The organism is Campylobacter cuniculorum DSM 23162 = LMG 24588, from assembly GCF_002104335.1.
Taxonomy (GTDB): domain Bacteria; phylum Campylobacterota; class Campylobacteria; order Campylobacterales; family Campylobacteraceae; genus Campylobacter_D; species Campylobacter_D cuniculorum.
In genome coordinates this window covers 769,771-791,269 of the sequence record NZ_CP020867.1, presented here as the reverse complement: position 1 = coordinate 791,269, position 21,499 = coordinate 769,771, and the positions used below count along the sequence as shown (strand labels likewise).

The 21,499-nt window shown below is 29.2% G+C and carries 20 protein-coding genes and 1 pseudogene; 16 read left to right on the top strand and 5 right to left on the bottom strand.

Annotated features, from left to right (window positions below; genetic code table 11):
- Entirely contained in the window at positions 1 to 747 is a 747-nt protein-coding gene (locus CCUN_RS03985; RefSeq protein WP_027306137.1) for an alpha/beta fold hydrolase, read from the top strand.
- On the top strand, positions 737 to 2,176 hold the full coding sequence (locus CCUN_RS03980) for a Mur ligase family protein (RefSeq protein WP_035175947.1): 1,440 nt from the start codon (positions 737 to 739) through the stop codon (positions 2,174 to 2,176). Before CCUN_RS03985 ends, CCUN_RS03980 begins: the two co-directional genes overlap by 11 nt.
- Positions 2,177 to 2,257: 81 nt before the next feature.
- Here CCUN_RS03980 and CCUN_RS10265 read toward each other — a convergent pair whose 3' ends face one another.
- From CCUN_RS10265 to flgH, 4 genes and pseudogenes are all read right to left on the bottom strand, one after another.
- Positions 2,258 to 2,698 (bottom strand): methyl-accepting chemotaxis protein, encoded by a 441-nt coding sequence (locus tag CCUN_RS10265; RefSeq protein WP_415270580.1) that lies wholly within the window; start codon positions 2,696 to 2,698, stop codon positions 2,258 to 2,260.
- 657 nt (positions 2,699 to 3,355) lie between these two features.
- Positions 3,356 to 3,898: pseudogene (locus tag CCUN_RS10260) on the bottom strand (cache domain-containing protein); the annotation flags it as partial.
- Positions 3,899 to 4,339: 441 nt separating this feature from the next.
- Positions 4,340 to 4,870 carry a hypothetical protein gene (locus CCUN_RS03970; RefSeq protein ID WP_027306140.1) on the bottom strand — a complete coding sequence of 177 codons (531 nt, stop codon included), beginning with the start codon at positions 4,868 to 4,870 and terminating at the stop codon, positions 4,340 to 4,342.
- 504 nt (positions 4,871 to 5,374) lie between these two features.
- Positions 5,375 to 6,073, bottom strand: coding sequence for a flagellar basal body L-ring protein FlgH (flgH, locus tag CCUN_RS03965; RefSeq protein ID WP_027306141.1), 699 nt, complete (start codon positions 6,071 to 6,073; stop codon positions 5,375 to 5,377).
- 129 nt (positions 6,074 to 6,202) lie between these two features.
- On the opposite strand from flgH, the gene pta reads away from it, so the two are divergent.
- Both pta and CCUN_RS03955 read left to right on the top strand, forming a co-directional pair.
- On the top strand, positions 6,203 to 7,708 hold the full coding sequence (gene pta / locus CCUN_RS03960; RefSeq protein WP_027306142.1) for a phosphate acetyltransferase: 1,506 nt from the start codon (positions 6,203 to 6,205) through the stop codon (positions 7,706 to 7,708).
- Between the two features lie 9 nt (positions 7,709 to 7,717).
- Positions 7,718 to 8,902 (top strand): acetate kinase, encoded by a 1,185-nt coding sequence (locus tag CCUN_RS03955; protein WP_027306143.1) that lies wholly within the window; start codon positions 7,718 to 7,720, stop codon positions 8,900 to 8,902.
- A 324-nt stretch (positions 8,903 to 9,226) separates the two neighbouring features.
- Here the strand turns inward: CCUN_RS03955 and CCUN_RS03950 are convergent, their stop codons facing one another.
- A complete protein-coding gene (locus CCUN_RS03950; protein ID WP_027306144.1) occupies positions 9,227 to 10,879 on the bottom strand; it encodes a 4Fe-4S binding protein in 1,653 nt (550 codons plus the stop codon).
- A gap of 72 nt (positions 10,880 to 10,951) precedes the next feature.
- Between CCUN_RS03950 and selA the strand changes: the two genes are divergently transcribed.
- From selA to CCUN_RS10040, 12 genes are all read left to right on the top strand, one after another.
- Positions 10,952 to 12,268: an L-seryl-tRNA(Sec) selenium transferase gene (gene selA / locus CCUN_RS03945; RefSeq protein WP_027306145.1), complete on the top strand. Its 1,317-nt coding sequence runs from the start codon at positions 10,952 to 10,954 to the stop codon at positions 12,266 to 12,268.
- Positions 12,265 to 14,076: a selenocysteine-specific translation elongation factor gene (gene selB / locus CCUN_RS03940; protein WP_027306146.1), complete on the top strand. Its 1,812-nt coding sequence runs from the start codon at positions 12,265 to 12,267 to the stop codon at positions 14,074 to 14,076. Before selA ends, selB begins: the two co-directional genes overlap by 4 nt.
- Before the next feature lie 40 nt (positions 14,077 to 14,116).
- Complete coding sequence (locus CCUN_RS03935; protein ID WP_027306147.1) at positions 14,117 to 14,830, top strand: bifunctional thiol oxidoreductase; 714 nt, start codon at positions 14,117 to 14,119, stop codon at positions 14,828 to 14,830.
- Between the two features lie 176 nt (positions 14,831 to 15,006).
- The gene (locus CCUN_RS03930) at positions 15,007 to 16,710 is read left to right on the top strand and encodes a DUF262 domain-containing protein (RefSeq protein WP_027306148.1); all 1,704 of its coding nucleotides are present in this window, start codon (positions 15,007 to 15,009) and stop codon (positions 16,708 to 16,710) included.
- 224 nt (positions 16,711 to 16,934) lie between these two features.
- Entirely contained in the window at positions 16,935 to 17,573 is a 639-nt protein-coding gene (locus CCUN_RS03925; protein WP_085296635.1) for a PI-PLC domain-containing protein, read from the top strand.
- Positions 17,566 to 18,195, top strand: a complete 630-nt coding sequence (locus tag CCUN_RS03920) for an HAD family hydrolase (protein WP_027306149.1) — start codon at positions 17,566 to 17,568, stop codon at positions 18,193 to 18,195. The genes CCUN_RS03925 and CCUN_RS03920 overlap by 8 nt, the downstream gene beginning before the upstream one ends.
- Positions 18,196 to 18,921 (top strand): glycosyltransferase family 2 protein, encoded by a 726-nt coding sequence (locus CCUN_RS03915; protein ID WP_027306150.1) that lies wholly within the window; start codon positions 18,196 to 18,198, stop codon positions 18,919 to 18,921.
- A complete protein-coding gene (locus CCUN_RS03910; protein ID WP_027306151.1) occupies positions 18,914 to 19,243 on the top strand; it encodes a nuclear transport factor 2 family protein in 330 nt (109 codons plus the stop codon). The genes CCUN_RS03915 and CCUN_RS03910 overlap by 8 nt, the downstream gene beginning before the upstream one ends.
- Before the next feature lies 1 nt (position 19,244).
- On the top strand, positions 19,245 to 19,574 hold the full coding sequence (locus tag CCUN_RS03905; protein WP_027306152.1) for a hypothetical protein: 330 nt from the start codon (positions 19,245 to 19,247) through the stop codon (positions 19,572 to 19,574).
- Positions 19,574 to 20,308 carry a glycosyltransferase family 2 protein gene (locus CCUN_RS03900; protein ID WP_027306153.1) on the top strand — a complete coding sequence of 245 codons (735 nt, stop codon included), beginning with the start codon at positions 19,574 to 19,576 and terminating at the stop codon, positions 20,306 to 20,308. Before CCUN_RS03905 ends, CCUN_RS03900 begins: the two co-directional genes overlap by 1 nt.
- Positions 20,295 to 20,852 (top strand): methyltransferase domain-containing protein, encoded by a 558-nt coding sequence (locus tag CCUN_RS10045; RefSeq protein WP_244893544.1) that lies wholly within the window; start codon positions 20,295 to 20,297, stop codon positions 20,850 to 20,852. Before CCUN_RS03900 ends, CCUN_RS10045 begins: the two co-directional genes overlap by 14 nt.
- Positions 20,849 to 21,421 carry a hypothetical protein gene (locus CCUN_RS10040; RefSeq protein WP_244893543.1) on the top strand — a complete coding sequence of 191 codons (573 nt, stop codon included), beginning with the start codon at positions 20,849 to 20,851 and terminating at the stop codon, positions 21,419 to 21,421. Before CCUN_RS10045 ends, CCUN_RS10040 begins: the two co-directional genes overlap by 4 nt.
- Positions 21,422 to 21,499 lie beyond the last annotated feature (78 nt).

The following is a 21,499-nucleotide window of genomic DNA, read 5'->3' as shown; positions in this document are numbered from 1 at the left end:
ATGGCTCTAGCAAAAATCAGCTATAAAGGAAAAATTTATAAAATTTCTTATGAACTTTTAGGCATTGATGCAAATCCTCAAATCCTTATTTTACACGGCTGGGGAGCTCATAAAGAATTGATGAAACAAGCTTTTGAAAAGCATTTAACAAATTTTTATCAAATTTATGTGGATTTACCCGGCTTTGGAAATTCAAGCGTTGAAGATCTTTTAGAAACTAAGGATTATGCACAAGTGATTAAAGAATTTTTAAAAGCTAAGAATTTTAAGGTCCATTTTTTTATGGGACATTCCTTTGGTGGCAAGGTAAGCACTCTACTCTGTGATGATAAAGCAATTTTAATTTTACTTTCAAGTGCGGGGATTATTGTAAAAAAATCCTTGAAAGTCCTCTTTAAAATTCGCCTGTTTAAAATGCTTAAATTTTTAGGCTTTGGAAAATTTTATCGTTATTTTGCAAGTGAAGATGGAGCCAAACTCTCGCCTTTAATGTATGAAATTTTTAAAAAAGTAGTCGATGAAAATTTTAATGAGATTTTTAAAAATCAAAGGGCTAAAACTTTAATTTTTTGGGGTAAAGATGATAAAGCCACCCCTTTACAAAGCGGAGAAATAATTCACAAACTCATAGAAAAAAGTGAATTTTATCCTCTCGAAGGGGAGCATTTTTTCTTTTTAACCTCCCCTAAAAATGCAGAATTTATAGCACAAACTTTAGAAAAATTAAGGCAAGAGAATGACTATTGATTTTATAAAAACTTCATTGTATTTTTTAAATGCTTTGATTTTTAATTTCTGCATTGCTTTTTATCTTATGAGTGCCTTACAATGGTATTCTTACAAATTTAAACGCATTATTTTTCATTATCATAAGCCCTTATGGCATTTATATTTTTTAGCCATTCCTTATCTTTTATTTTTGATTTTTCCTTTGTATTCTTTGCCTTATTTCATTTTTATTCACACAGCATTTTTATATTTTTGGAACAAAAAAATTGACAAAAAACTTGTTTTTACTGCAAAAATTAAGATTTTTTTTCTTTTTGTTTTTATCTTCAGCATTTTATTTTCTATACTTTCTTGGAAATTCAGTTTTCTTTTTAATTTTTTAAGCCTTCCTTTTGCTTTATTTGCCTTAAAAATTTATGAAATTTTACAAGCTGGGTATTTTAAACGCAAAGCAAAAACAAAAATTTTTTCTAATAAAAACTTAAAAATCATACTCATTACAGCAAGTTTTGGAAAAACAAGCATTAAAAATTTTCTTTATGAGCTGTTAAAAGATGATTTTATCACCTACAAAACTCCAAGAAGTGTTAATACCTTAATGGGAATTGTCAAAGACATTAACGAAAATTTAGTAGCTCATACGCAAATTTATATTGCTGAAGCAGGGGCTAGAAACAAAGGCGATATTTTAGAAATCACGCGTTTTTTAGAACCTCAAATTTGCATCATCGGTGAAATTGGAAACGCTCATTTGGAGTATTTTAAAAATAGAGAAAATATAAAAAATACCAAATTAGAAGCCCTCAATTCTAAAAGATTGCAAAAGGCTTTTTTACACACGAGCACAGGAAAAAAATCAAACGAATTCATAGAGCTTTATGATGAAAAGCTTTTAAAAGTCCATTCTACTCTTGAGGGTTTGAAATTTCAAATGCTTTTAAAAGAAAAAGAGCAAGATTTTGAATGTAAAATTTTAGGAGCTTTTAATGCGGAAAATCTTTGTGTCTGTGTGCTTTGTGCAAGTTTTTTAGGGGTTGAGAATTCTAAAATTCAAAAGCAAATGAGTCAAATCAAATCCGTAGAGCATCGTTTAGAGCTTATTTCCAAAGAACCAAAATTTATCATTGATGATGGTTTTAATGGGAATTTTAAGGGTATGAGTGCAAGTTATGAACTTTGTAAGCATTATAAAGGACGCAAAATTCTAGTCACTCCGGGCATTGTTGAAGTGAATGAAGAAGAGAACATCAAACTTTGTAAAATCATCAATGAATGCTTTGATTTGGCTATCATTACGGCTTCAATCAATGCTGAAATTTTCAAAAACGAGCTTAAAATTCAAACTCTTATCCTCAAAAATAAAGCAGAACTTGTAGAAACTTTAGCTCAATACACTCAAAATGGGGATTTAATTTTGTTTTCAAATGACGCACCGAGTTATCTGTAGTAGATGTTATTTTCAAGTAATTTGCTAAAACTTTAGTGAAATTTAATCTCTAAACTAAGGTTTTCGCAAATTTTTTCAATGTTAAAATTTCTTTTTACTTGCATCATCAAGGATTAATTTTGCAATTTCTGAAACCTCATTTGAAGCTTCAAGAGAAGAATTTGCTATCTTAACATTTTCGTGCATTGTGTTTTCTAAATCTCCAACCGATTCATTGATACTCATAAAATTTGAAGTTTGATTAGAGATAATTTTTGTAATTTCATTGATGGATTGAATCAATAAATTAATATTAGCTTCAATTTCAGTCAAAGATCTCGTCGTTCTTTCGGCTAATTTTCTCACCTCATCAGCCACCACAGCAAAACCGCGTCCATGTTCTCCCGCACGAGCCGCTTCAATGGCAGCATTGAGAGCCAAAAGGTTAGTTTGTTCAGCAATTTCTTTAATCACCCCAACTATGCTCCTAATATCTTCTGTTTGATGAATCACTTCAGAAGAGCGATTATTAACATCTTGCATAGCATTTGCACTTGCATTCATTAAAGTCGCTGTCTTTTTTAAAGAATTAACTTGCGTTTGTGAGCTATGATTTAAATCTTGCACAACTTGTTTAAGTTTATCGCTTGTAATATTTAAAGAGTGTGCAAATTGTGAAGAATTAGAAAGCATTTTTGAAATTTCATTTCCTAAAGAATTTGCTATTGATGCGATTTTACCATCACTATCTTTTAAACGAGTTGTAAAATCGAGTTTAATATAAGAATCAAAAACCCTATTAAGCTCATTAATATCATTACAAATTTGATTTGAAAGCACATTAAGACATTCATTGACTGAATTTTTGAGTTCATTGAGTCTTGGATTTGTAGCATTTTGGTCTATTCTTTGAGATATAAAGCCTTGTTTGAGATAATTTAACACCTCTAAAGAATTTTCAACAAGTTTTTTATCTTGTTCTTGACCTAATTGTGCATTTTTTATATTATCCTCTATCATAAGGCTTATTTTTCCTAATTCATCTTCTTTATCAAGATGCTTAAGATTAATAGAATTAATTTTATGACTCAGATAATCAAAAAATAAATTTAAATTTAAACTCACAACTTTAAGAGATTTTATAATATCTAAATAAAACATACAGAGCAAAACAATTAAAATCATTGTTGTAATAAAAATACAAAGTCCTATTGAATTATATAAAATATCTTCAATTTCATCTGCAATATTTGAAGAGATATTGCGAATATGTTCTTCTAAAGTGTCTGTATAAACCCCCGTTCCTATCCACATATTATTTGTATTTGGAATAGCTGCAGCATAGGCAATTTTTGGAGTTTCTTTTGGTTGAAAATTACCATTTGGCTTTAAAAAATTATAATTGACAAATTTTACTTCCTTACTATTATCTTTAGAAACTGCGTAAAGTTCTTTGATATAATACACTCCATTATCATCTTTTATATGAGCTAAATCTTGACCAATAAATGTTTTTTTAATAGGATGAGCAATATTAATTGTGCCTTTATAAGCGAAAAAATATCCACTTTTATCCTCTTCAAAATAAAAATTTTCAATCGCTTTTTGAATGATTCTTATTTGCTCTTTTTCATCGAGTGAAGCAACTAAATTCCCTAAAGAAGTCGCCATAGCATCAACAGATAATTTGAGTTGAGTCTTTTTTTCTGCTGTTACACTCTCTTTTGTATTTTCAAAAACCATTGCATTAATCATATTCGCTTTAATTCCAATCAACGCAGCTGTGGTAAATAAAGACAAAAAACAAACTATGATTAAAGTAATTATTTTAAACTTTAAAGATATTCTCTTTAGCATAATAAAATCCTTTTACATAATTTTTTAAGTATATATTTTAATAATAATATATAAACAAAAATTATAAAGTCAAGAAAAATTAATAAAAGATAAAAATTGTTTTTTTTTTTTTTGTTTTTTGATACTTTTAGTAACAATTTTAAAAACTTAAAAATACATAAATTTAAGTTCTGTATAATAATATAAAAAATTAATGGAGTTAATGGAAGCATTGAAGAAGTCTTGTTATATATGTAAGAATAACAAAAACTTCTTTAAAAAATTTAATATAACTTCACAAGAAAGATTTTTAAAATAAGAAATTTTTCCATCTTGCAAATCTATAAATCAATCAAAAATTTCCATTAATATTAAAGAAAAAGAATACCCTAAAGATGAATTTGTTTCTAAAGCATAATGATAAGCGATAAATCCTATCAACACAACACTTATAACTAAAAAGACAAAGAGAGATAAGAAAATATATTTAAAATAAAATTTTAAAGAATTTTCATCATATGTCTTAAGTAGGGTTTGATTGAAGCTAAAAAAATCATAAATTTTCTCACGAATGAGAAATAAAATTCCCAAAAATACTAAAACAGAAAGCACAAAAAAGAAAATGATATTTCCATAATCAAAGGCCATATATGCACCCATATGAGAATCAATTTGTAAGAAAATATAATACACTGCAATTCCCAAAACAAGAGTTAGAGCAAACATCAAAAAAGCTAAAAATTCTAAAAATTTTTCCCTCAAACTTAAAAAAGTTTTGTATTCTTTCTTTAAATTTCGATAAGCTTCGAAAAAACTAAGTCCTTGCCCTTTAAGCATATTTGCTTTTGAAGGAAGTTCGGTCATAAAAGATTTTTGCATGTTTTATCCTTTTAAAAATTTTAAGTGATATTTTAAATAAAATGTGTGAAGCTAATGTGAAATTTAAAAATATAAATTTTTTGAGTGTTAAACACTATTAAAATGAATTAAAAATGGAAAAACATTTCTTTAGCCTTTAACTCAAATGTGTTTTAAATTTACTTTTTAGTTTATTGTTTTCACTCACTGCAATTTTAACGATTTTAACCCCTAAATTACAAAATCATTGAATAAAATCAAGGTTTTATCAGTCTAATTTTCTGTTTTAAATCTAAAATTCATCACATACAAAATCAATTCAAATATAAAATGGATTGAGGGTGCCTTAAGTTATTTAAATGAGAATTTTAGAATATAAAACCCTTTGTGTAAGCTATGCTAAGTTAGGTTTAAGAAATTTTCCCGTTTTAAGCAAAAATATTTCGTTTCATCGCAAAATTAAAAAATTTGTTAAAAATCAATTTAAGGCTAGTCTCATTAAAACCAGCCTATAAATTTCTATGTTTAGAAAGGCCAAATTGCCTCTATAAATTTGCTACCCCAAGGCTTTCTAGTGCTTCTATCGACTTCACCTTCAGTTTTATAAAGTATCTTTGCATCAGCGATATAGCGACTATCTATGGTATTATCTTGCCCTATATCATAGGGACGAATGACTCCACTAAGTTGAATAATCTGCTTTTCTCCGTTGATTAAAAGTTCCCTTGAACCTTCGATAAAATAATTTCCATTTGATAAAATTTTAATCACCCTTGTAGAAATGGTTGTATTAAAACTTTCATTTCTGCTTTGAGTACCTGTGCCTTGATAATTATTTGTGCTATTAGTTTGAAAACCTATATTAGAATAGGAATTCACCTTATCAATCACACTTGAAACCACTCCTGTGCTTCCCGTGATAGTTCCTCCGCCTAAATTAGCTGTATTAGTCCTCGTTGTAGCTTTATTAGCTTGAGTGCTTTGCGTTGTGTTTTCTTGTATGACAACGGTTACAAGGTCATTAACATTCATAGCCTTTTTATCAGAAAACAAAGGATTATCTCCCTTACCAAAAAGCGAACCCGGAGCACTTTCTATATTGTTACTTTGTTTAGGTGCAAGTTCTTCAACATAAGCGGGCGGTTTCATAGAAATTTGTGGATCAACCACAGCACTGCAACCAAAAAATACAAATGGTAACACATAAATTAATTTTTTTTTCATTTTGCCTCCATTATATAAAAATTTTACATTTATTATTTATTTATTTATTATTTATTCGTTAAAATAAATTCCGATTAAACACTTAAAAGCAAAGAGTGTTCCAATTTTTAAAATTCTAAAGGATTTATTATGGCTAGTTTTTATTTGATTCAATCAAAAAATGTTGAGCCAGACACTAAAATCGGTGCAAGGCTTTTAGAAGAATGTGTTAAAACTTACAAAAATATTGCAATTTATCGTGCAGTAGCCTGTGAGAATGCTATTTTAAGGGTAGAAAAAAATCTTAAGCACTTTAACATCAAACAAAATTTGGAAAGCACTTATAGTTTTACACTTAAGAATGCTTTGAAACAATTGAGTGAAGATTCAAATTTCTTTTTTTATAAAATCATACAAGATTTTGAAAATTTAAAGGCTCAATATGATTTTATTTTCGTCGAAGGTTTTCACAAACTTGGAATTTTAGATGGTTTTGAAAGCAATGTTAAACTTGCTAAAATTTTAAACACTCCTCTTGTTGTGATAAATGAAAAAGAAAACGAAGCATTGATTAAGAATTATCTAAACCAAAGCTTAGACGGACGCCCTTATGCTTTAATCGATGAAAATTTTGATTTTAAAGAGCTTTTAAGTCTTAAAAATTACGATTTTAAAACAACCTATCGCTTTAAATTTGAACTCAATGAAAAAGCAAAAAAAGATAAAAAAATCGTGGTTTTACCTGAAAGTGATGATGAGAGAATTTTAAAAGCAAGTGATATTTTGCTTAAAAATGCTTTGGTTAAATTGATTTTACTTGGTGATGAAAATGAAATCAAACAAAGGGCTAAAAATTTAGGATTAAATTTAAATGATGCAAAAATCATAAATCCTCAAAATTCAAGTTTGAGTTCCGAATTTGCAAATTCACTCTATGAAGCAAGAAAATCGAAAGGAATGAGTTTAGAAGAAGCTCAAAATTTAGTCAAGGATAGAACTTATTTTGGCACTTTACTTGTCTATAATCAAAAAGCAGATGCTATGGTAAGCGGGGCTTCAACAACGACAGCTCAAACTATACGCCCTGCTCTTCAACTCATCAAAACCAAAGAAGGCATAGGCTGCGTTTCAGGGATATATTTTATGGGGCTTGAGGATAAAATTCTAGCCTTTGCGGATTGTGCTGTTAATCCTAATCCAAACGCAAAAGAACTCGCTGAAACAGCTTATATCAGTGCTCAAACTGCAAAATCTTTTGGACTTGAAACAAGAATCGCTATGCTTTCTTATTCTAGCGGAGATAGTGGCAAGGGTGAAAGCGTTGATCTTGTAAATGAAGCTGTAAAAATCGCTAAAGAAAAATACCCCGAACTTCAAATTGATGGACCTATGCAATTTGATTGTGCCTATGATATGAAAACAGGAACTAAAAAAATGCCAGATTCTAAAATTGCAGGAAAAGCGACAATCTATATCTTTCCTAATCTAGACTCTGCAAATATTTGCTATAAAGCTGTGCAAAGAACAGCTAATGCTCTAGCCATAGGACCTATTTTACAAGGGCTTAAAAAACCTGTCAATGATTTAAGTCGCGGTTGTTCTATCAATGATATAGTTGATACGGTTATTTTAAGTGCCATTCAAGCACAAGCATAAGGATACATTATGAAAATTTTAGTCTTAAATTCTGGTTCATCGTCAATTAAATTTAAACTTTTTGAAAATCAAAAGGCTGTTTGTAGTGGTTTGGTTGAAAAAATCGGCAATCATCAGTCTAAAATTGAGCTTAAAATATTAAAAACCGGAACTAAAATGAGACGCGATACTCATATAGGCGACCATGAAAAAGGACTTAAGCTTGTCAATGAGCTTTTTGAAGAATCTGGAATTTTAAAAGACCTCAATGAGCTTGATGGTTGCGGACATCGCATTGTCCATGGAGGTAAAAATTTAACAGAGCATTGTTTGGTTAATGATTTTGTGCTTGAAGAAATCCACAGAGTAAGCTCCATTGCACCTTTGCATAATCCTGCACATCTAGCTGGGATTAAAACGATGATGAAAGCTGCACCAAAAGTGCCCAATGCGACAATCTTTGATACAGCTTTTCATAAAACCATACCTGATTATGCTTATATGTATGCCCTGCCCTATGATTATTATACCGAATACAATATCCGCAAATATGGTTTTCATGGCACTTCTCATTCTTATGTCAGTCAAAGAGTTGCTAAACTTATGGGTAAAAAAAACGAAGAAATCAACGCCATCAGTGCTCATCTTGGAAATGGAGCAAGTGTTTGTGCCATTGAAAATGGAAAAAGCATTGACACTTCAATGGGATTTACCCCATTAGAAGGTCTTATAATGGGGACAAGATGCGGAGATATAGACCCTGCAACCATACCTTTTATTGCTAAGGCTAAGGATTTAAATCCGGATAAGCTCGATACAATGATGAATAAGCAAAGTGGTTTGTATGGAATTTGCGGATACAATGATTTTAGGGATATTATCAGCGAAATTCAAAATGGAAACAATCTCGCAAGACTTGCTTTTGAAATGTATTGTTATCGTTTGGCTAAATATATAGGTTCTTATTTTGCGATTCTGCCTTATACTGATGCCTTGATTTTTACCGCTGGAGTGGGAGAAAATGCTGCTGCAGTAAGAAAATTGACCTGTGAAAAACTCAAACATCTTGGCATAGAAATTGATGAACAATTAAACGAAGAAAATTCTTCTGGTGAAAAAGAAATCAGCACAAAAAATTCTAAAACAAAAATTTTTGTCATTCCTACAGATGAAGAATTAGAAATCGCTAAAATCACAGAAAGCCTCATCTCTTAAATACAAATAAATTTATATTTCTAAACTTATTTTGGTTTGCAAACCAAAATAAGTTTAAATTGCGTTAGGATTTGATTATCATCAAAGCTTTCAATTTTTATATATTTTTAGAAATCTTTAAAACAAGATAAAATTATCTTTTTCAATCTTTATTTAAATTTTAGAATTTAAAAAATTTAATATCAATACTTTAAAAATTTCATTTAAAAATTTATATTTTAAAATATTTTATCAAATACAATCAAAGCTGATTTTATCATAAACAATTTATCTTTTTATCTTTTCAAATCAACTCAAAGTTTTAAAATCTCACTCGCATTCCTCTTAAATTTTTCTCATCGCTGCTATCATCACCTTAGCCTTGCAATCCGCACAGCAATAAAGACTTTTAATCTTGGTTTCATCACCTAAAAATCGAGGTTTCATTAGGTTTGCTATCTTTTGGACTGCTTTAGAGGTCGCAAATTCTTTTCCGCATTCAATGCATTTAAAAAGCTCATCTTTAGCTAAAGTGTGAAAGTTAAAATACGAAGAATTAAGCTTTATGCCATTCCTTAAAAGCTCCAAAGTATCTTTTTCAGCACAGCTTGTTTCACAATACCCACAAGTTGTGCATAAACTTGCATTGAATTTCAAAGCATTTTCTTTGCTGTCTGCGATTAAGGCTCCCACGTTACAAGCACCCACACAAGAAAGACAAAGAGTGCAGGTGTTTGGATTGATTTTTATTTCTCCATATCTTAACCATTCTCCGCTTGGCACTACACCCAAATCATCTTTATCGATTAAATGCTCTAACCCCTTAGCAAAATTTTCCCTTGTTGTTAAGGTGTTGTTATGGAAATCAAAACTTAAATTTTCTATAAATTCAAGTTTTTGCAAAGCGTTTTGAAGTTCTATTTTATCCTTTGCAACCCACACGGCTGTTTGATTAAATTTTCTTTTAAAAATTGCGTTTAAAAGAAAAATCGCCTCCCCACTCCCTTCTGAAACAACATCCGTATAAAAAACCAAATTCGCTCCAGAGCTTTGTAAAAGGGTTAAAAAATGCAAAGCACTAAGTACTTTTTCGCCCTCTATCATCAAAGGTAAAACATCTTCGGGCAAATCAAGTACTAAATTTTCTAAGTCCATTTTTTTAGGAATGATGAGAATTTTTTGTTTTTGATACAAGGTTGTAAGCTTAAAAAAACTCTCTCTTGGCAAAGGTGCATAATCAAGAGAACCACTTGGACAAACGCTGATACAGGCTCCACAACCCAAACAATCAATTTGAGAAAATTCTAATTCTTTCTTTTCATCATTTTTTAAAATTGCTGTTGTTGGACAAAGTTCAGCGCATTTTGCACAATGCTCTGTGCGTCTTTGATGATATTGACAAATATTTGAATCATACATAATATAATTTTTATAAAAATAACGAGGACTTTTGCTCTGTAAAAATTCCAAAAGCTCAACTTCATCTTTAAAATTTTCATAATTATAACATCCACTTTGTCTTAAAAAATCAGCTCTTTCTTTGGTTTTAAAAAGTAAAATATCAAAATCTAATTCATACTCCTCGTTTGCGTTTTTTACTATAGCACAAAGCTCACCCACACAACCAAAAATTGCTAAAATTTCATCTTCTTTAAGACAAAGCACTTCAAAATTATGTTGTTTCAAAAAAGAAGCTAAATTTTCATTTATGTCCGCAAGAATGATTTTATTTCCTATGTTTTTTTCTTGCTCTAAATCAAGTCCAAAATTATAAATATGCTCTCTTGCTTCATAGAGTTTTAAAATATTTTTGCTTTTTTGAAGAGTGTTGTCTTTAGAATTTTTGAGATAAAAATTAATTTCAGGAGCAAAAATTAGTGCTTTTTGTTTTTTATCATTACTGATTAAAACCTCTTCATCTAAAGGAGTATCCAAAATTTCAATCTCATCCGGCAAAGGCAAAACCTCATCGTTTTTTATATAAACAAAACTTCGCATTTTTATCCTTAAAAATTAAAAATTTTACTCAATTTTATGTTAAAATAACCAAATCTTTTCTTAAGGTAAAAAATGAATCCGCTAAGAGCTTTTCCACAAATTCAAAATTTAATCACAGATGAAAGTCTTAAAAAATATCCTTTTTATCTCAAGGCTTATTTTTCTAAAATCGTCGTGGCAGATTTTAAGAAAAATTTTCAAGGACGCATTGATAAAAAAACTCTTTTGATGCACATTAAAAAAGAGCTTGAAAATTTTATGCACAAAGATTTACAAAGCGTTATTAACGCCACCGGAGTTATCATTCATACAAATTTAGGCAGAAGTGTGATTGATGAAAATTTGTATGAATCTTGCAAAAAAAGCATTTGTTCTTATTCTAATCTAGAATTTAATCTTCAAAATGGCAAAAGAGGCTCAAGATATACAAGTTTGCTTGATAAATTGAAAATTCTTTTTGAGTGCGAAGATGCTTTAATTGTCAATAACAATGCTGCTGCGGTTTTTCTTGTATTGAATTCTCTTGCTTTTAACAAAGAAGTCATTAGCTCTAGGGGTGAACTTGTCGAGATTGGTGGAGGATTTAGAATGCCTGAGGTTATTAAGGCAGCAGGAGTTAGGCTTTGCGAGGTTGGCACAAGCAATAAAACTCATCTTAGAGACTATGAAAACGCACTCAATGAAAACTCAATCCTTATTCTAAAAACTCATCGTTCAAATTTTAGCATTCAAGGTTTTCATAGTGAGGTCAGTATCGAAAATTTGGGTATTTTGGCTCAAAAAAATCGCCTTATAAGTTATTATGATCTAGGTTCGGGCTGGTGTGAAAATTTAAACGAAAAACTAACAAAAAATGAACCACAAGTAAAAAAAATTCTCAAACATTGTGATATTTTAAGCTTTAGTGCGGATAAACTTTTTGGTTCTGTGCAAGCTGGAATCATACTTGGAAAAAAACAATTCATTGAAAAATTAAGACAAAATCAGCTCTTAAGAATGCTAAGAGTGGATAAACTCACCCTTGCATTTCTCAATGAAACAACAAGGGCTTATCTTGAAAAAAACTATGATAAAATCACGACCTTAAGGCTTTTAAACGATAAACTTTCGCACATTGAAGACAAAGCCTTAAAAGTACAAAAAAATATCAAATTCAAAAGTCTTTTAAAAACAAGCAAGAGCCTTGTAGGAGGAGGTTCTATGCCTGATAAAAATTTAGAAAGTGTGGTTTTATGTTTTGAAGGAAATGCCTTGATTTTACAAAAAAAATTTAGAGAAAAAAACATTATAGGACGCATAGAAAAAGACTCTTTTGTGCTAGATTTTAGAAGTATCAGAGAAAATGAATTAGATACTCTTATTTTAAAAATCAACGAGCTTGACTTATGAATTCACTCATCATCGGCACAGCAGGGCATATTGATCATGGAAAAACCTCACTCATTCGTGCCATCAATGGTTTTGAAGGCGACACTTTAGAAGAAGAAAAAGAAAGAAAAATTACTATAAATCTAAGTTTTTCAAATTTAAGCAAAGAGGATAAAAATATTTCTTTTATCGATGTTCCCGGACATAAAGACTTGGTTAAAACAATGATAAGCGGAGCATTTGCCTTTAGTGCTTGCTTGTTTGTTGTGGATATTAATGAAGGTTTTAAGGAACAAAGTATCGAGCATTTAAGGATTTTAAAACTTTTAGAAATAGAAAAAATCATCTTGGTTTTTAGCAAATGCGACCTTTGCAAAGATTTTTTACAAAGGGCTGCATTTCTCTTAAAAGAATTTGAAAATTTAGAATTAAAACCTCTAAAAATTTTTTATACAAGCAGCTTGACAAATTTAGGCATTGAGGAGCTTAAACAATATCTTTTTAGTTTAAAGCCTAAAAATGCTGATGAAAATCTTGTTTTTCATTATTATATCGATAGAATTTTTTCTTTAAAGGGTATAGGAACTGTGGTTACGGGTAGTCTTAATGAGGGTAAAATTTCAGTGGGAGAAAAAATCATTTGCCTTGACAATCAAAAAGAACTTTTGGTTAAAAATATACAAAATCACGAAAAAAACTATGAAAGTATGAGCGCCTTTAACCGCGTTGCTTTGAGTTTAAATTGCAATTATAAAGAACTCAAAAAAGGTTTTTTGCTGAGCAAAAAAGGTTTTTTTAAAGGCTTTTTTGAATGCGATGGCGTGGTTAATGGAGATCTTAAAAATGAAAAAATGATTTTTTGCGTAGGAACAAGGCAAATAGAATGCAGAAGTTTCATCTTAAAAAAACTCGCAAAAGATAAATTTTTCGTGCATTTTAAATTTGAGAAAAAGCTTTTTTTAAGCTTTGATGAAAAATTCATACTTCTTCAAAACAATCGCTTAATCGGCGGTGGCAGGATTTTAAATCCTGTCAATGAACCTTTGAAAAAGGAACAAAAAAATAAGCTTTTGCATTTGCTTGAAAAAAAGAATTTTCAAGAAGTTTTTGAATTCTTAAAAAACACTCATAAATACGGCTTTGGCTTACTTTCTAGCTATCAAAGATTTAAACTCAATCACAAAGAGGCTTTAGCCCTTGCAAAAGATTTACGAGAGGTTTTTGTCGATGAAAAAGAACTCAATGTTTATCATCTTTGGGTTTTAGATGAGCTTAAAAACTTTGTATTTTTTGTTTTAGAAAAAAATCCTTACGCCATGCTTTCAGCTCATTTTTTAGCCTTAAGGATTGCTTGGGCGAGTGAAAGTCTTTGCGAATTGCTTTTAAAACAAATGAGTGATTTTTTAGACTTTGAAAGAGGTGTGTATTTTAAAAAGGGTATGAATTTTGAAAAACTCAAAGAAAAAAACAATAACGCACTCTATCAAATTCTAAAAAAACAAGGTATAAAACCCGATTCTCCTTATAATCTTTATGATAATTTAGGTCTTGATAGAAAAAGCGGAGATGAAATTTTAAAAAAATTAACCAAAAATGGTTTGGTTATAAGACTCACTCATAATCTTTTCATAGAAAAAAATGCTCTTGAAAATTTAATGCAAGAATTTCTTACCCTACTCAACACGCAAAGTCTTGATGTTCAAATCATTAAGAAAAATTTTAAACTTTCTAGAAAATACGCAATCGCATATTTAGAATACCTCGACAAACAAGAGGCTGTGATAAAAAAAGAAGAAAAAAGATTTTTAAAAACAAATTGTTTGGATTAAAAGTATAAAATAAAAAAGTAAAAATTTTTAAGGGGTAAAAATGAAAAAGATTTATTTAGCTTTAATTTGTGCAAATGTCCTATTTGGTGCAAGTAATGAACAAATTATTGCATTTTATTCAGATTCTATTAAGACGCGGTTTCCGGACGCAAAAATCAGTGTTTCACAAAGACAAAAAGTTGCAAATACAGATTTTGAAAGTGTTGTTTTAAATGTAGAAATCGATGGAAAAAAACAAGAAGAAATTCTTTTTACAAAGGACAATCTCATCGTCCCTGATCTTATTGATATCAAATCCAAAATTTCTTATCGTCAAGCCTATGAAGTAAAAAAATTCGAAGAGGCAAGAGAAAATTTCATTCAAAATGCTAAAACCACAATTCAAAAAGAAGACAAGGTGATTCGTATGGGAGATAAAAACAAACCCGCTATTTATGTGTTTTCAGACCCAGAATGCCCTTTCTGCAGGGAACATTTAAAAGAGATTAAAGATGAGCTTAAAGATTATCAAGTCAATTATATTTTAACCCCTGTGCATGGAAAGAGTGCGTTTGAAAAATCTGCCCTCATTTACAAAGAAACTCAAAAAGCTAAAAACGATGAAGAAAAAATCGCTATACTCAACAAATACTACGATGAAAACATCAAAACCCTTCCAAAAGTTAGTGAAAAAGAACTTGCAGAAGCTTTTAAGCTTTATGAAAAATATAGAAGTTTGGGCTTAAAATCTGTGCCAACAATCATCAAAGATTAAATTTGCATCTCTTAGTTTTAAGAAAAATCTAAAAATAACCTTGTCAAAAGGTATTTTTAGAAAAGTAAAAATTTGCTTAATCGTCTTTGTAATATTCTTAATTGAGCTTGATTTATTTTTTTTTTTTTTGTAAAATAAGCTCTCTTTTAATTCTTTAGTATGCAAAGGAAAGCGAAATGACTCCAAAAAAGCAGACCATTGAGGAATTTTTTCAACGCGAAAAACAATACAAAATTCCTATTTATCAAAGGGCATATTCTTGGGAAGAAAAACAATGGAATATATTTTTAGAAGATTTAGAAGAGGCAACAAGAAGTGAAAATTGCTATTTTTTTGGCAATATCTTACTTGAAGAGTCTGAAAATAATACTGCTGAAATTATCGATGGACAGCAAAGAATCACAACCATTATAATTTTTATCCGTGCTTTATACAATATCTTAGAAAAGAAAGAATTTAATGAAAATCAGACAAAAAAGCAAGAAATTCTTAGTAAGTTCAAAGAAATTTATCTTAACCCAAAAGCAAAACTTAAAACCGTAGAATATGATGATGGATATTTCGAAAATTATATCATCAAAAATAGCAACAGCTATCCTGCTCAAACACTCTCTCAAGACCGCATTAAAAAGGCGAAAGAATTTTTTAATAAAAAATTAGAAAGCAAAAGCACAGAAGAAATCTTAAAACTTTTTAAATCCTTGAAAAAAGCTCAAATTCTAAGCATAGCTTTTAATAATAAAAAAGATTCTATCCTAATGTTTGAACTTCAAAACAATCGTGGTAAAGAACTCACAAATTTAGAGAAACTCAAGTCTTATCTTAGCTATCAAATTTATACTTATTGTGAAAAAGAATCCTGTGAGGAAAAATTACGAAAAATCACAAAAATTTTTGAAGATATTTATCGTTTACTAAAGGATATAAATTTTCTTGATGAAGATAGAATTTTGAATTATTTTAATATTGCAAAATTTGATTTTAATTATCGCGAAAACGATGATGAGAAAAATTATAAAAAAGAACTAAAAAAAGCAAAAGAGCCTAAGGATAAGGTTATTTGGATTGAAGACTATATGGAAGAGCTTAAACAAGCCTTTATTGATATGAAAAATTTTGGGCAACTAAAGAGTGATTATAAGGATTATTTACTTGATTTAAATGTGTGGGAAGTGTATCCTTTTATCATCAAAGCTTATGAATTTTTTAGAGAAGATAAAAAAAATTTAGAAGAAATTTTCAAAGCTTTAGAAATCATTGCTTTTAGGGATAAACTTGCACGAACTAGAGCGGATTTATCTTCAAGACTCAATGGTGTTTTAAAAAAATTTAAAGAAAAAAAAGATGTAGAAAATCTTACAAATTCTTTAAAAGAAATTTGTAAAAATCAATATTGGAGCGATAAAAAACTATTTGGGGCTGATGATGAGGATGAAAATAGTCTTAGGTATATTTACAGAGAAAATTCAAAGATTGCTCTTTATATTTTGATGCGTTATGAAAATTATTTAAGAAAAGATGATGCTAAAACAAGAGGCTATAAAGCAACAAAAGATTCTATCGAAAATCCAGAACTTGAACACATTGCTCCGCGAACTGAAAAAGGCGAAAAAGCAAAAAGTGGGTATGAAACATATAATGATCATTTTAGAGAAATGTATGTGGATTGCATAGGCAATCTTTTACTGATTTCTAAACGACACAATAGCTCACTTGGAAACAAACCCTTTAAAGTTAAACGCGAAAGTTATAAAAACTCTCTCTTGCAACAAAGAGAAATTTCACAATTTGCTAAAGACAAATGGGATAAAAAAGCTATTGATAAAAGATACAACAAACTAATGCAATTCATCAAAGACACTTGGAGTTTCAAAGAATAAATTCAAAGCAAGGTCAAATAACTTGCTTTGAACGAATACCATCAAATCAATTTAAAATTTTATTTTAACCCTAAATTTTGCATAAAACATTTAAATAAAGTAAGTATTTTTTATTGATAAATAATTAAAACGTTTGCTATTCTCAAAAAATTTCAAAACATTTTAAATTAGCATATGCTAATATTGTAGCATAAATTTTAAATAGAGAGGATACAATAAGAAAAATGCTTTTGCTTGCTCATCGAGGTTTTTGGCAAGAAAATATTGAAAAAAATACTCTAAAAGCCTTTAAAAAGAGTTTTGAAAATAATTATGGAATAGAAACAGATATAAGAGATTATGGGGGGGGGGATTTAGTTGTATCGCATGATATAGCTGATAAAAATGCTTTAAATTTAAAAAATCTCCTTGCTCTTTATAAAAAATACCCTTTAGAATGCCCACTTGCTTTAAATATTAAGGCTGACGGGCTTCAGTTTGCCCTCAAACAAGTTTTAGAAGAATATAAAATTACAAACTATTTCGTTTTCGATATGTCTATCCCGGATACTTTGGCTTATATTGATTTAAATTTTAAAGTTTTTGTAAGACAAAGTGAATTAGAACCTAAGCCTTGCTTATATGAAAAAGCAGATGGAATATGGCTTGATGAATTCTATACTCATTGGATTGATAAAGAAATTATTAAAAATCATTTAAAACAAGGAAAGAAAGTGTGCATTGTTTCCCCTGAACTTCATTGTAGAGATTTCATAAAAGAATGGGAAGAATATAAAAAAATTGACTTAGAATTAAATCCTAGAGAAAATTTAATGCTTTGCACAGATTATCCTCAAAAAGCAAAGGATTTTTTCAATGTCTAAGATTAAAGCAATTATTTTTGATATGGATGGAGTTTTAATAGAAGCAAAAGAATGGCATTATGAAGCATTAAATAAAGCTTTAAGGCTTTTTGGCACAGAAATTTCAAGGTATGAACACTTAACAACTTTCGATGGACTTCCAACTAAAGAAAAACTTAAGATGCTTTCAATTGATAAAAAATTAAGTAACAATTTGCACGAATTCATTAATGAACTTAAACAACAATACACTATGGAAATGGTTTATAATTATTGCAAACCTAGATTTCATCACGAATTTGCCCTTTCAAAACTCAAAAATGAAGGGTATAAATTAGCTGTTTGTTCAAATTCCATACGACATACTATTGATGTAATGATGCAAAAAGCAGCTCTGGAGTCGTATTTAGATTTTTGCCTTTCAAATGAAGATGTAGAAAAGCCTAAACCCCATCCACAAATGTATTCTAAAGCAATTTTAAAATTTAACTTAGAACCTAAGCAATGTATGATAATTGAAGACAATGAAAATGGCATTAAAGCAGCAAAAGCAAGCGGAGCAAATGTTATGATTGTTAAAGAAGTTGAAGAGGTTAATTATGAAAATATCAAAAATCACATAGAAAAATTTGAAAGGGATTAAATGTTAAACATCCTCGTTCCAATAGCTGGTAAGAGTTATTTTTTTGATGAATCAAAACAAGGTTTTCCCAAGCCTTTTGTTGAAATTTGCGGAAAAACAATGTTAGAGATTTTTATCAAAAATTTTGAAAATATTAAAAATAAACAATTGATTTTTATACTTAAGAAAGATGAAGCATTTCGTTTTCATATTGATGATGCTATCCATACTCTTACAAATCAAAAAGCTAAAAATATCTTCACAGAAAAAGAAACAGGTGGAATGGCTTGTTCTTGTATGTTGGCAATTGATTTTATTGACAACGATGAGCCTCTGCTTATTGTCAATATAGACCAATTTTTTGAATTTGATTTAAATGAAATGATTGAAAAATTTTCTGCTTATGATGCTGGAATTCTAAGTTTTGAAAATATACATCCGCGTTGGGCTTATGTAAAATGTAACTCTTCAAATATAGTTTTAGAAGCCTTTGAAAAAAAACCTGTTAGCAAAGATGCCATTGCAGGATTTTACTATTTTAAACATGGAAAATTCTTTATAAATGGGGCTAAAAATATGATTAGAAAAGATGTGAATTATCAAGGAAAATACTTTGTTGCTCCCATTTTAAATGAACTCATTTTAGAAAATAAAAAAATCTTAAATATAAGAATCGACAAAAATTTGTATCATACTTTTTATAGCCCAGAAAAAATTAAAGAATTTGAAAGGATAAAAAATGCTTAAAAAACTCACTCAAAATTATATCAAAGCCTTTAATGACAAAGATTTGAAAACAATTTCTTCTTTACTTGATGAAAATTTTATTCTAGAAGATCCTGCTGTTAAACATCTAGAAGGAAAACAAATATGTCTTAATGCTATAAATGAGCTTTTTGAAAAACATTCAAAACTAAGCTTTGAAGCAAATAAAATTTATCAAGATGATGATACAAGTTTCATAGAATTCATTCTAAAGCTCGATGAAACAAATTTAAAAGGAGTGGATATTATTGAATGGAAAAATAAAAAAATTGTAAAACTTAGAGCTTATCTTTACGAGTTTTAAGATGAAAATTTTCAAACTCGATGATATGATTAGAGGTTGGTTTATAGGAGATTTTAATCCAAGTGTCTTTAACACAGAAGCCGTTGAAGTGGGTGTAAAAAGATATAAAAAAGGAGACTATGAACAAAGACATCATCATAGAATAGCTACTGAAATTACGGCTATCATAGAAGGCAAGGTCTTAATGAATGATAAAATTTACTCAAAGGGTGATATTATTGTAATAGAACCTAATGAATCCACAGATTTTAAAGCTTTAGAAAATACTATAAATGTTGTTGTCAAACTTCCTTGTGCCAAAAATGATAAATACTTAGGAGAAAAAGAATGATAAATATTGTTATCCCTGCCGCAGGACTTGGAAGTCGCTTCGCCAAAGAAGGATTTAAAAAAGCTAAGCCTTTTATTGATGTCTTAGGAAAAGCTATGATTGTTAGGGTTTTAGAAAATCTCGCCTGTGATGATGCGAGATTTATTATTATTTTAAGAAAAGAACATTTAGAATCTGAAAAAATTCTTTGCGAACAAATAAAAAAGGATTTCAATGTGTTATTTATAGGTATTGATAAACTTACCGAAGGCACAGCTTGCACAGTGCTTTTTGCAAGGGAATTTATCAATAACGACACACCTTTGATTATTGCAAATTCTGACCAGATTGTTGATTTAAATCTAAAGGATTTTATTGAAGATTGTAAAATAAGAAAGCTTGATGGGTCTTTACTTTGCTTTATTGATAGTAAAAAAGACAATAAATGGTCTTTTGTCAAAATTGAACATAATCTTGTTGTAGAGGTGAGAGAAAAACAAGTCATCTCAAAATTTGCCACCGTTGGAATTTATCTTTTTTCTAAAGGTAAATTTTTTGTAGATAATGCCTTACAAATGATTTTAGAAAATGACAGAATTAATAATGAATTTTATACCGCTCCTGTTTATAATTATGCCATTAAGAAAGGGTTAAAATTTGGAATTTATAATATAGAAGAAGAAAAAATGCATGGCATCGGCACGCCGCAGGATTTAAAAAAATATTTGGAGTTTAAAAAGAATGCAAAAGATTAATTATCTTGAAAGAAAACAATGCGTTATCAATCAAAGTGAGCTTGAAATCATAAGTAAGGAAAAATTTCCTTTATTTTGTGGTTGCACTGAAAAAGAAAGTGATAAAGATTTGATTTGCGAAGAAGAAATTGCTATATCCAAAGAAGGAGTATTGCAATTAAAAAAACTTATACCGCTTGATTTGCTCTATAAGAATGGACATGATGCCGGTGCTATCGGGGCATTATGGGAAGAACATCACAAAGAATTTGCAAATTTTATTATGCAAAATCACCCTAAGAATATCTTAGAAATCGGCGGGGGACATGGAAAACTTTCTCAAAACTGCCTTGAAATTAATCCTGAATTAAAATATACAATCATAGAGCCAAATTCTACAAAAAAACACAATAATATAAATTATATTGACTCATTTTTCAAAAAAGAAAATATTGAACAAAATTTTGATTGCATTGTGCATTCTCATACCTTTGAACACATCTATAAACCTTTGGATTTTCTACAAGATTGCTTTGAAGTACTGACGGGGGGGGGGGGATTATGATTTTTTCTCTCCCAAATTTGCAAAAGAGTCTTGAACTAAAAAGTGCAAATTGTTTGTGTTTTGAACATACAATTTTTTTAAATGAAAATGTGCTTGAATTTATCCTTTCTAAAAGTGGATTTAAGATATTAGATAAAAAATACTTTAAAGAACATAGTATATTCTACAAAGTAATAAAAGATAAAAACGCCCCTTACATTCAACTAAAAAATGAATATGAAAAGAACAAAAAGTTATTTTTAGATTATAAAGAATATTACAAAAACCGAGTTAAAAAACTTAATGAAATTTTAAAAAATACAAATGCTTCTTTTTATCTCTTTGGGGCTCATCTTTTCTCTCAAGTTTTGATTTATAATGGTTTAGAACTCTCTAAAATTAAAGGAATTTTAGATAATAATCCAAATAAATGGGATAAAAGACTTTATGGAACTCCTTTATTTGTAAAAAATCCCCAAATTCTAAAAAATCAAAACAATTCTTTTATAATTTTAAGCCCTAGCATATATAATGAAGAAATTAAAGCGGGTTTGATGAATATTACTGCAAAAATAAATTTTTTGGAGTAATATCTCCCCCTTTATTAGCAAACCATTATGAATTTTTATTAAAAGCGATTTTCTTACATACACTAAAAATTATAAATT

Bases quoted from the DNA above. Each gene is read 5' to 3' on its own strand.
- CCUN_RS03985 (WP_027306137.1), top strand. From the start codon at position 1: ATGGCTCTAGCAAAAATCAGCTATAAAGGAAAAATTTATAAAATTTCT.
- CCUN_RS03980 (WP_035175947.1), top strand. From the start codon at position 737: ATGACTATTGATTTTATAAAAACTTCATTGTATTTTTTAAATGCTTTG.
- CCUN_RS10265 (WP_415270580.1), bottom strand. From the start codon at position 2,698: ATGCAAGATGTTAATAATCGCTCTTCTGAAGTGATTCATCAAACAGAA.
- CCUN_RS03970 (WP_027306140.1), bottom strand. From the start codon at position 4,870: ATGCAAAAATCTTTTATGACCGAACTTCCTTCAAAAGCAAATATGCTT.
- flgH (WP_027306141.1), bottom strand. From the start codon at position 6,073: ATGAAAAAAAAATTAATTTATGTGTTACCATTTGTATTTTTTGGTTGC.
- pta (WP_027306142.1), top strand. From the start codon at position 6,203: ATGGCTAGTTTTTATTTGATTCAATCAAAAAATGTTGAGCCAGACACT.
- CCUN_RS03955 (WP_027306143.1), top strand. From the start codon at position 7,718: ATGAAAATTTTAGTCTTAAATTCTGGTTCATCGTCAATTAAATTTAAA.
- CCUN_RS03950 (WP_027306144.1), bottom strand. From the start codon at position 10,879: ATGCGAAGTTTTGTTTATATAAAAAACGATGAGGTTTTGCCTTTGCCG.
- selA (WP_027306145.1), top strand. From the start codon at position 10,952: ATGAATCCGCTAAGAGCTTTTCCACAAATTCAAAATTTAATCACAGAT.
- selB (WP_027306146.1), top strand. From the start codon at position 12,265: ATGAATTCACTCATCATCGGCACAGCAGGGCATATTGATCATGGAAAA.
- CCUN_RS03935 (WP_027306147.1), top strand. From the start codon at position 14,117: ATGAAAAAGATTTATTTAGCTTTAATTTGTGCAAATGTCCTATTTGGT.
- CCUN_RS03930 (WP_027306148.1), top strand. From the start codon at position 15,007: ATGACTCCAAAAAAGCAGACCATTGAGGAATTTTTTCAACGCGAAAAA.
- CCUN_RS03925 (WP_085296635.1), top strand. From the start codon at position 16,935: ATGCTTTTGCTTGCTCATCGAGGTTTTTGGCAAGAAAATATTGAAAAA.
- CCUN_RS03920 (WP_027306149.1), top strand. From the start codon at position 17,566: ATGTCTAAGATTAAAGCAATTATTTTTGATATGGATGGAGTTTTAATA.
- CCUN_RS03915 (WP_027306150.1), top strand. From the start codon at position 18,196: ATGTTAAACATCCTCGTTCCAATAGCTGGTAAGAGTTATTTTTTTGAT.
- CCUN_RS03910 (WP_027306151.1), top strand. From the start codon at position 18,914: ATGCTTAAAAAACTCACTCAAAATTATATCAAAGCCTTTAATGACAAA.
- CCUN_RS03905 (WP_027306152.1), top strand. From the start codon at position 19,245: ATGAAAATTTTCAAACTCGATGATATGATTAGAGGTTGGTTTATAGGA.
- CCUN_RS10045 (WP_244893544.1), top strand. From the start codon at position 20,295: ATGCAAAAGATTAATTATCTTGAAAGAAAACAATGCGTTATCAATCAA.
- CCUN_RS10040 (WP_244893543.1), top strand. From the start codon at position 20,849: ATGATTTTTTCTCTCCCAAATTTGCAAAAGAGTCTTGAACTAAAAAGT.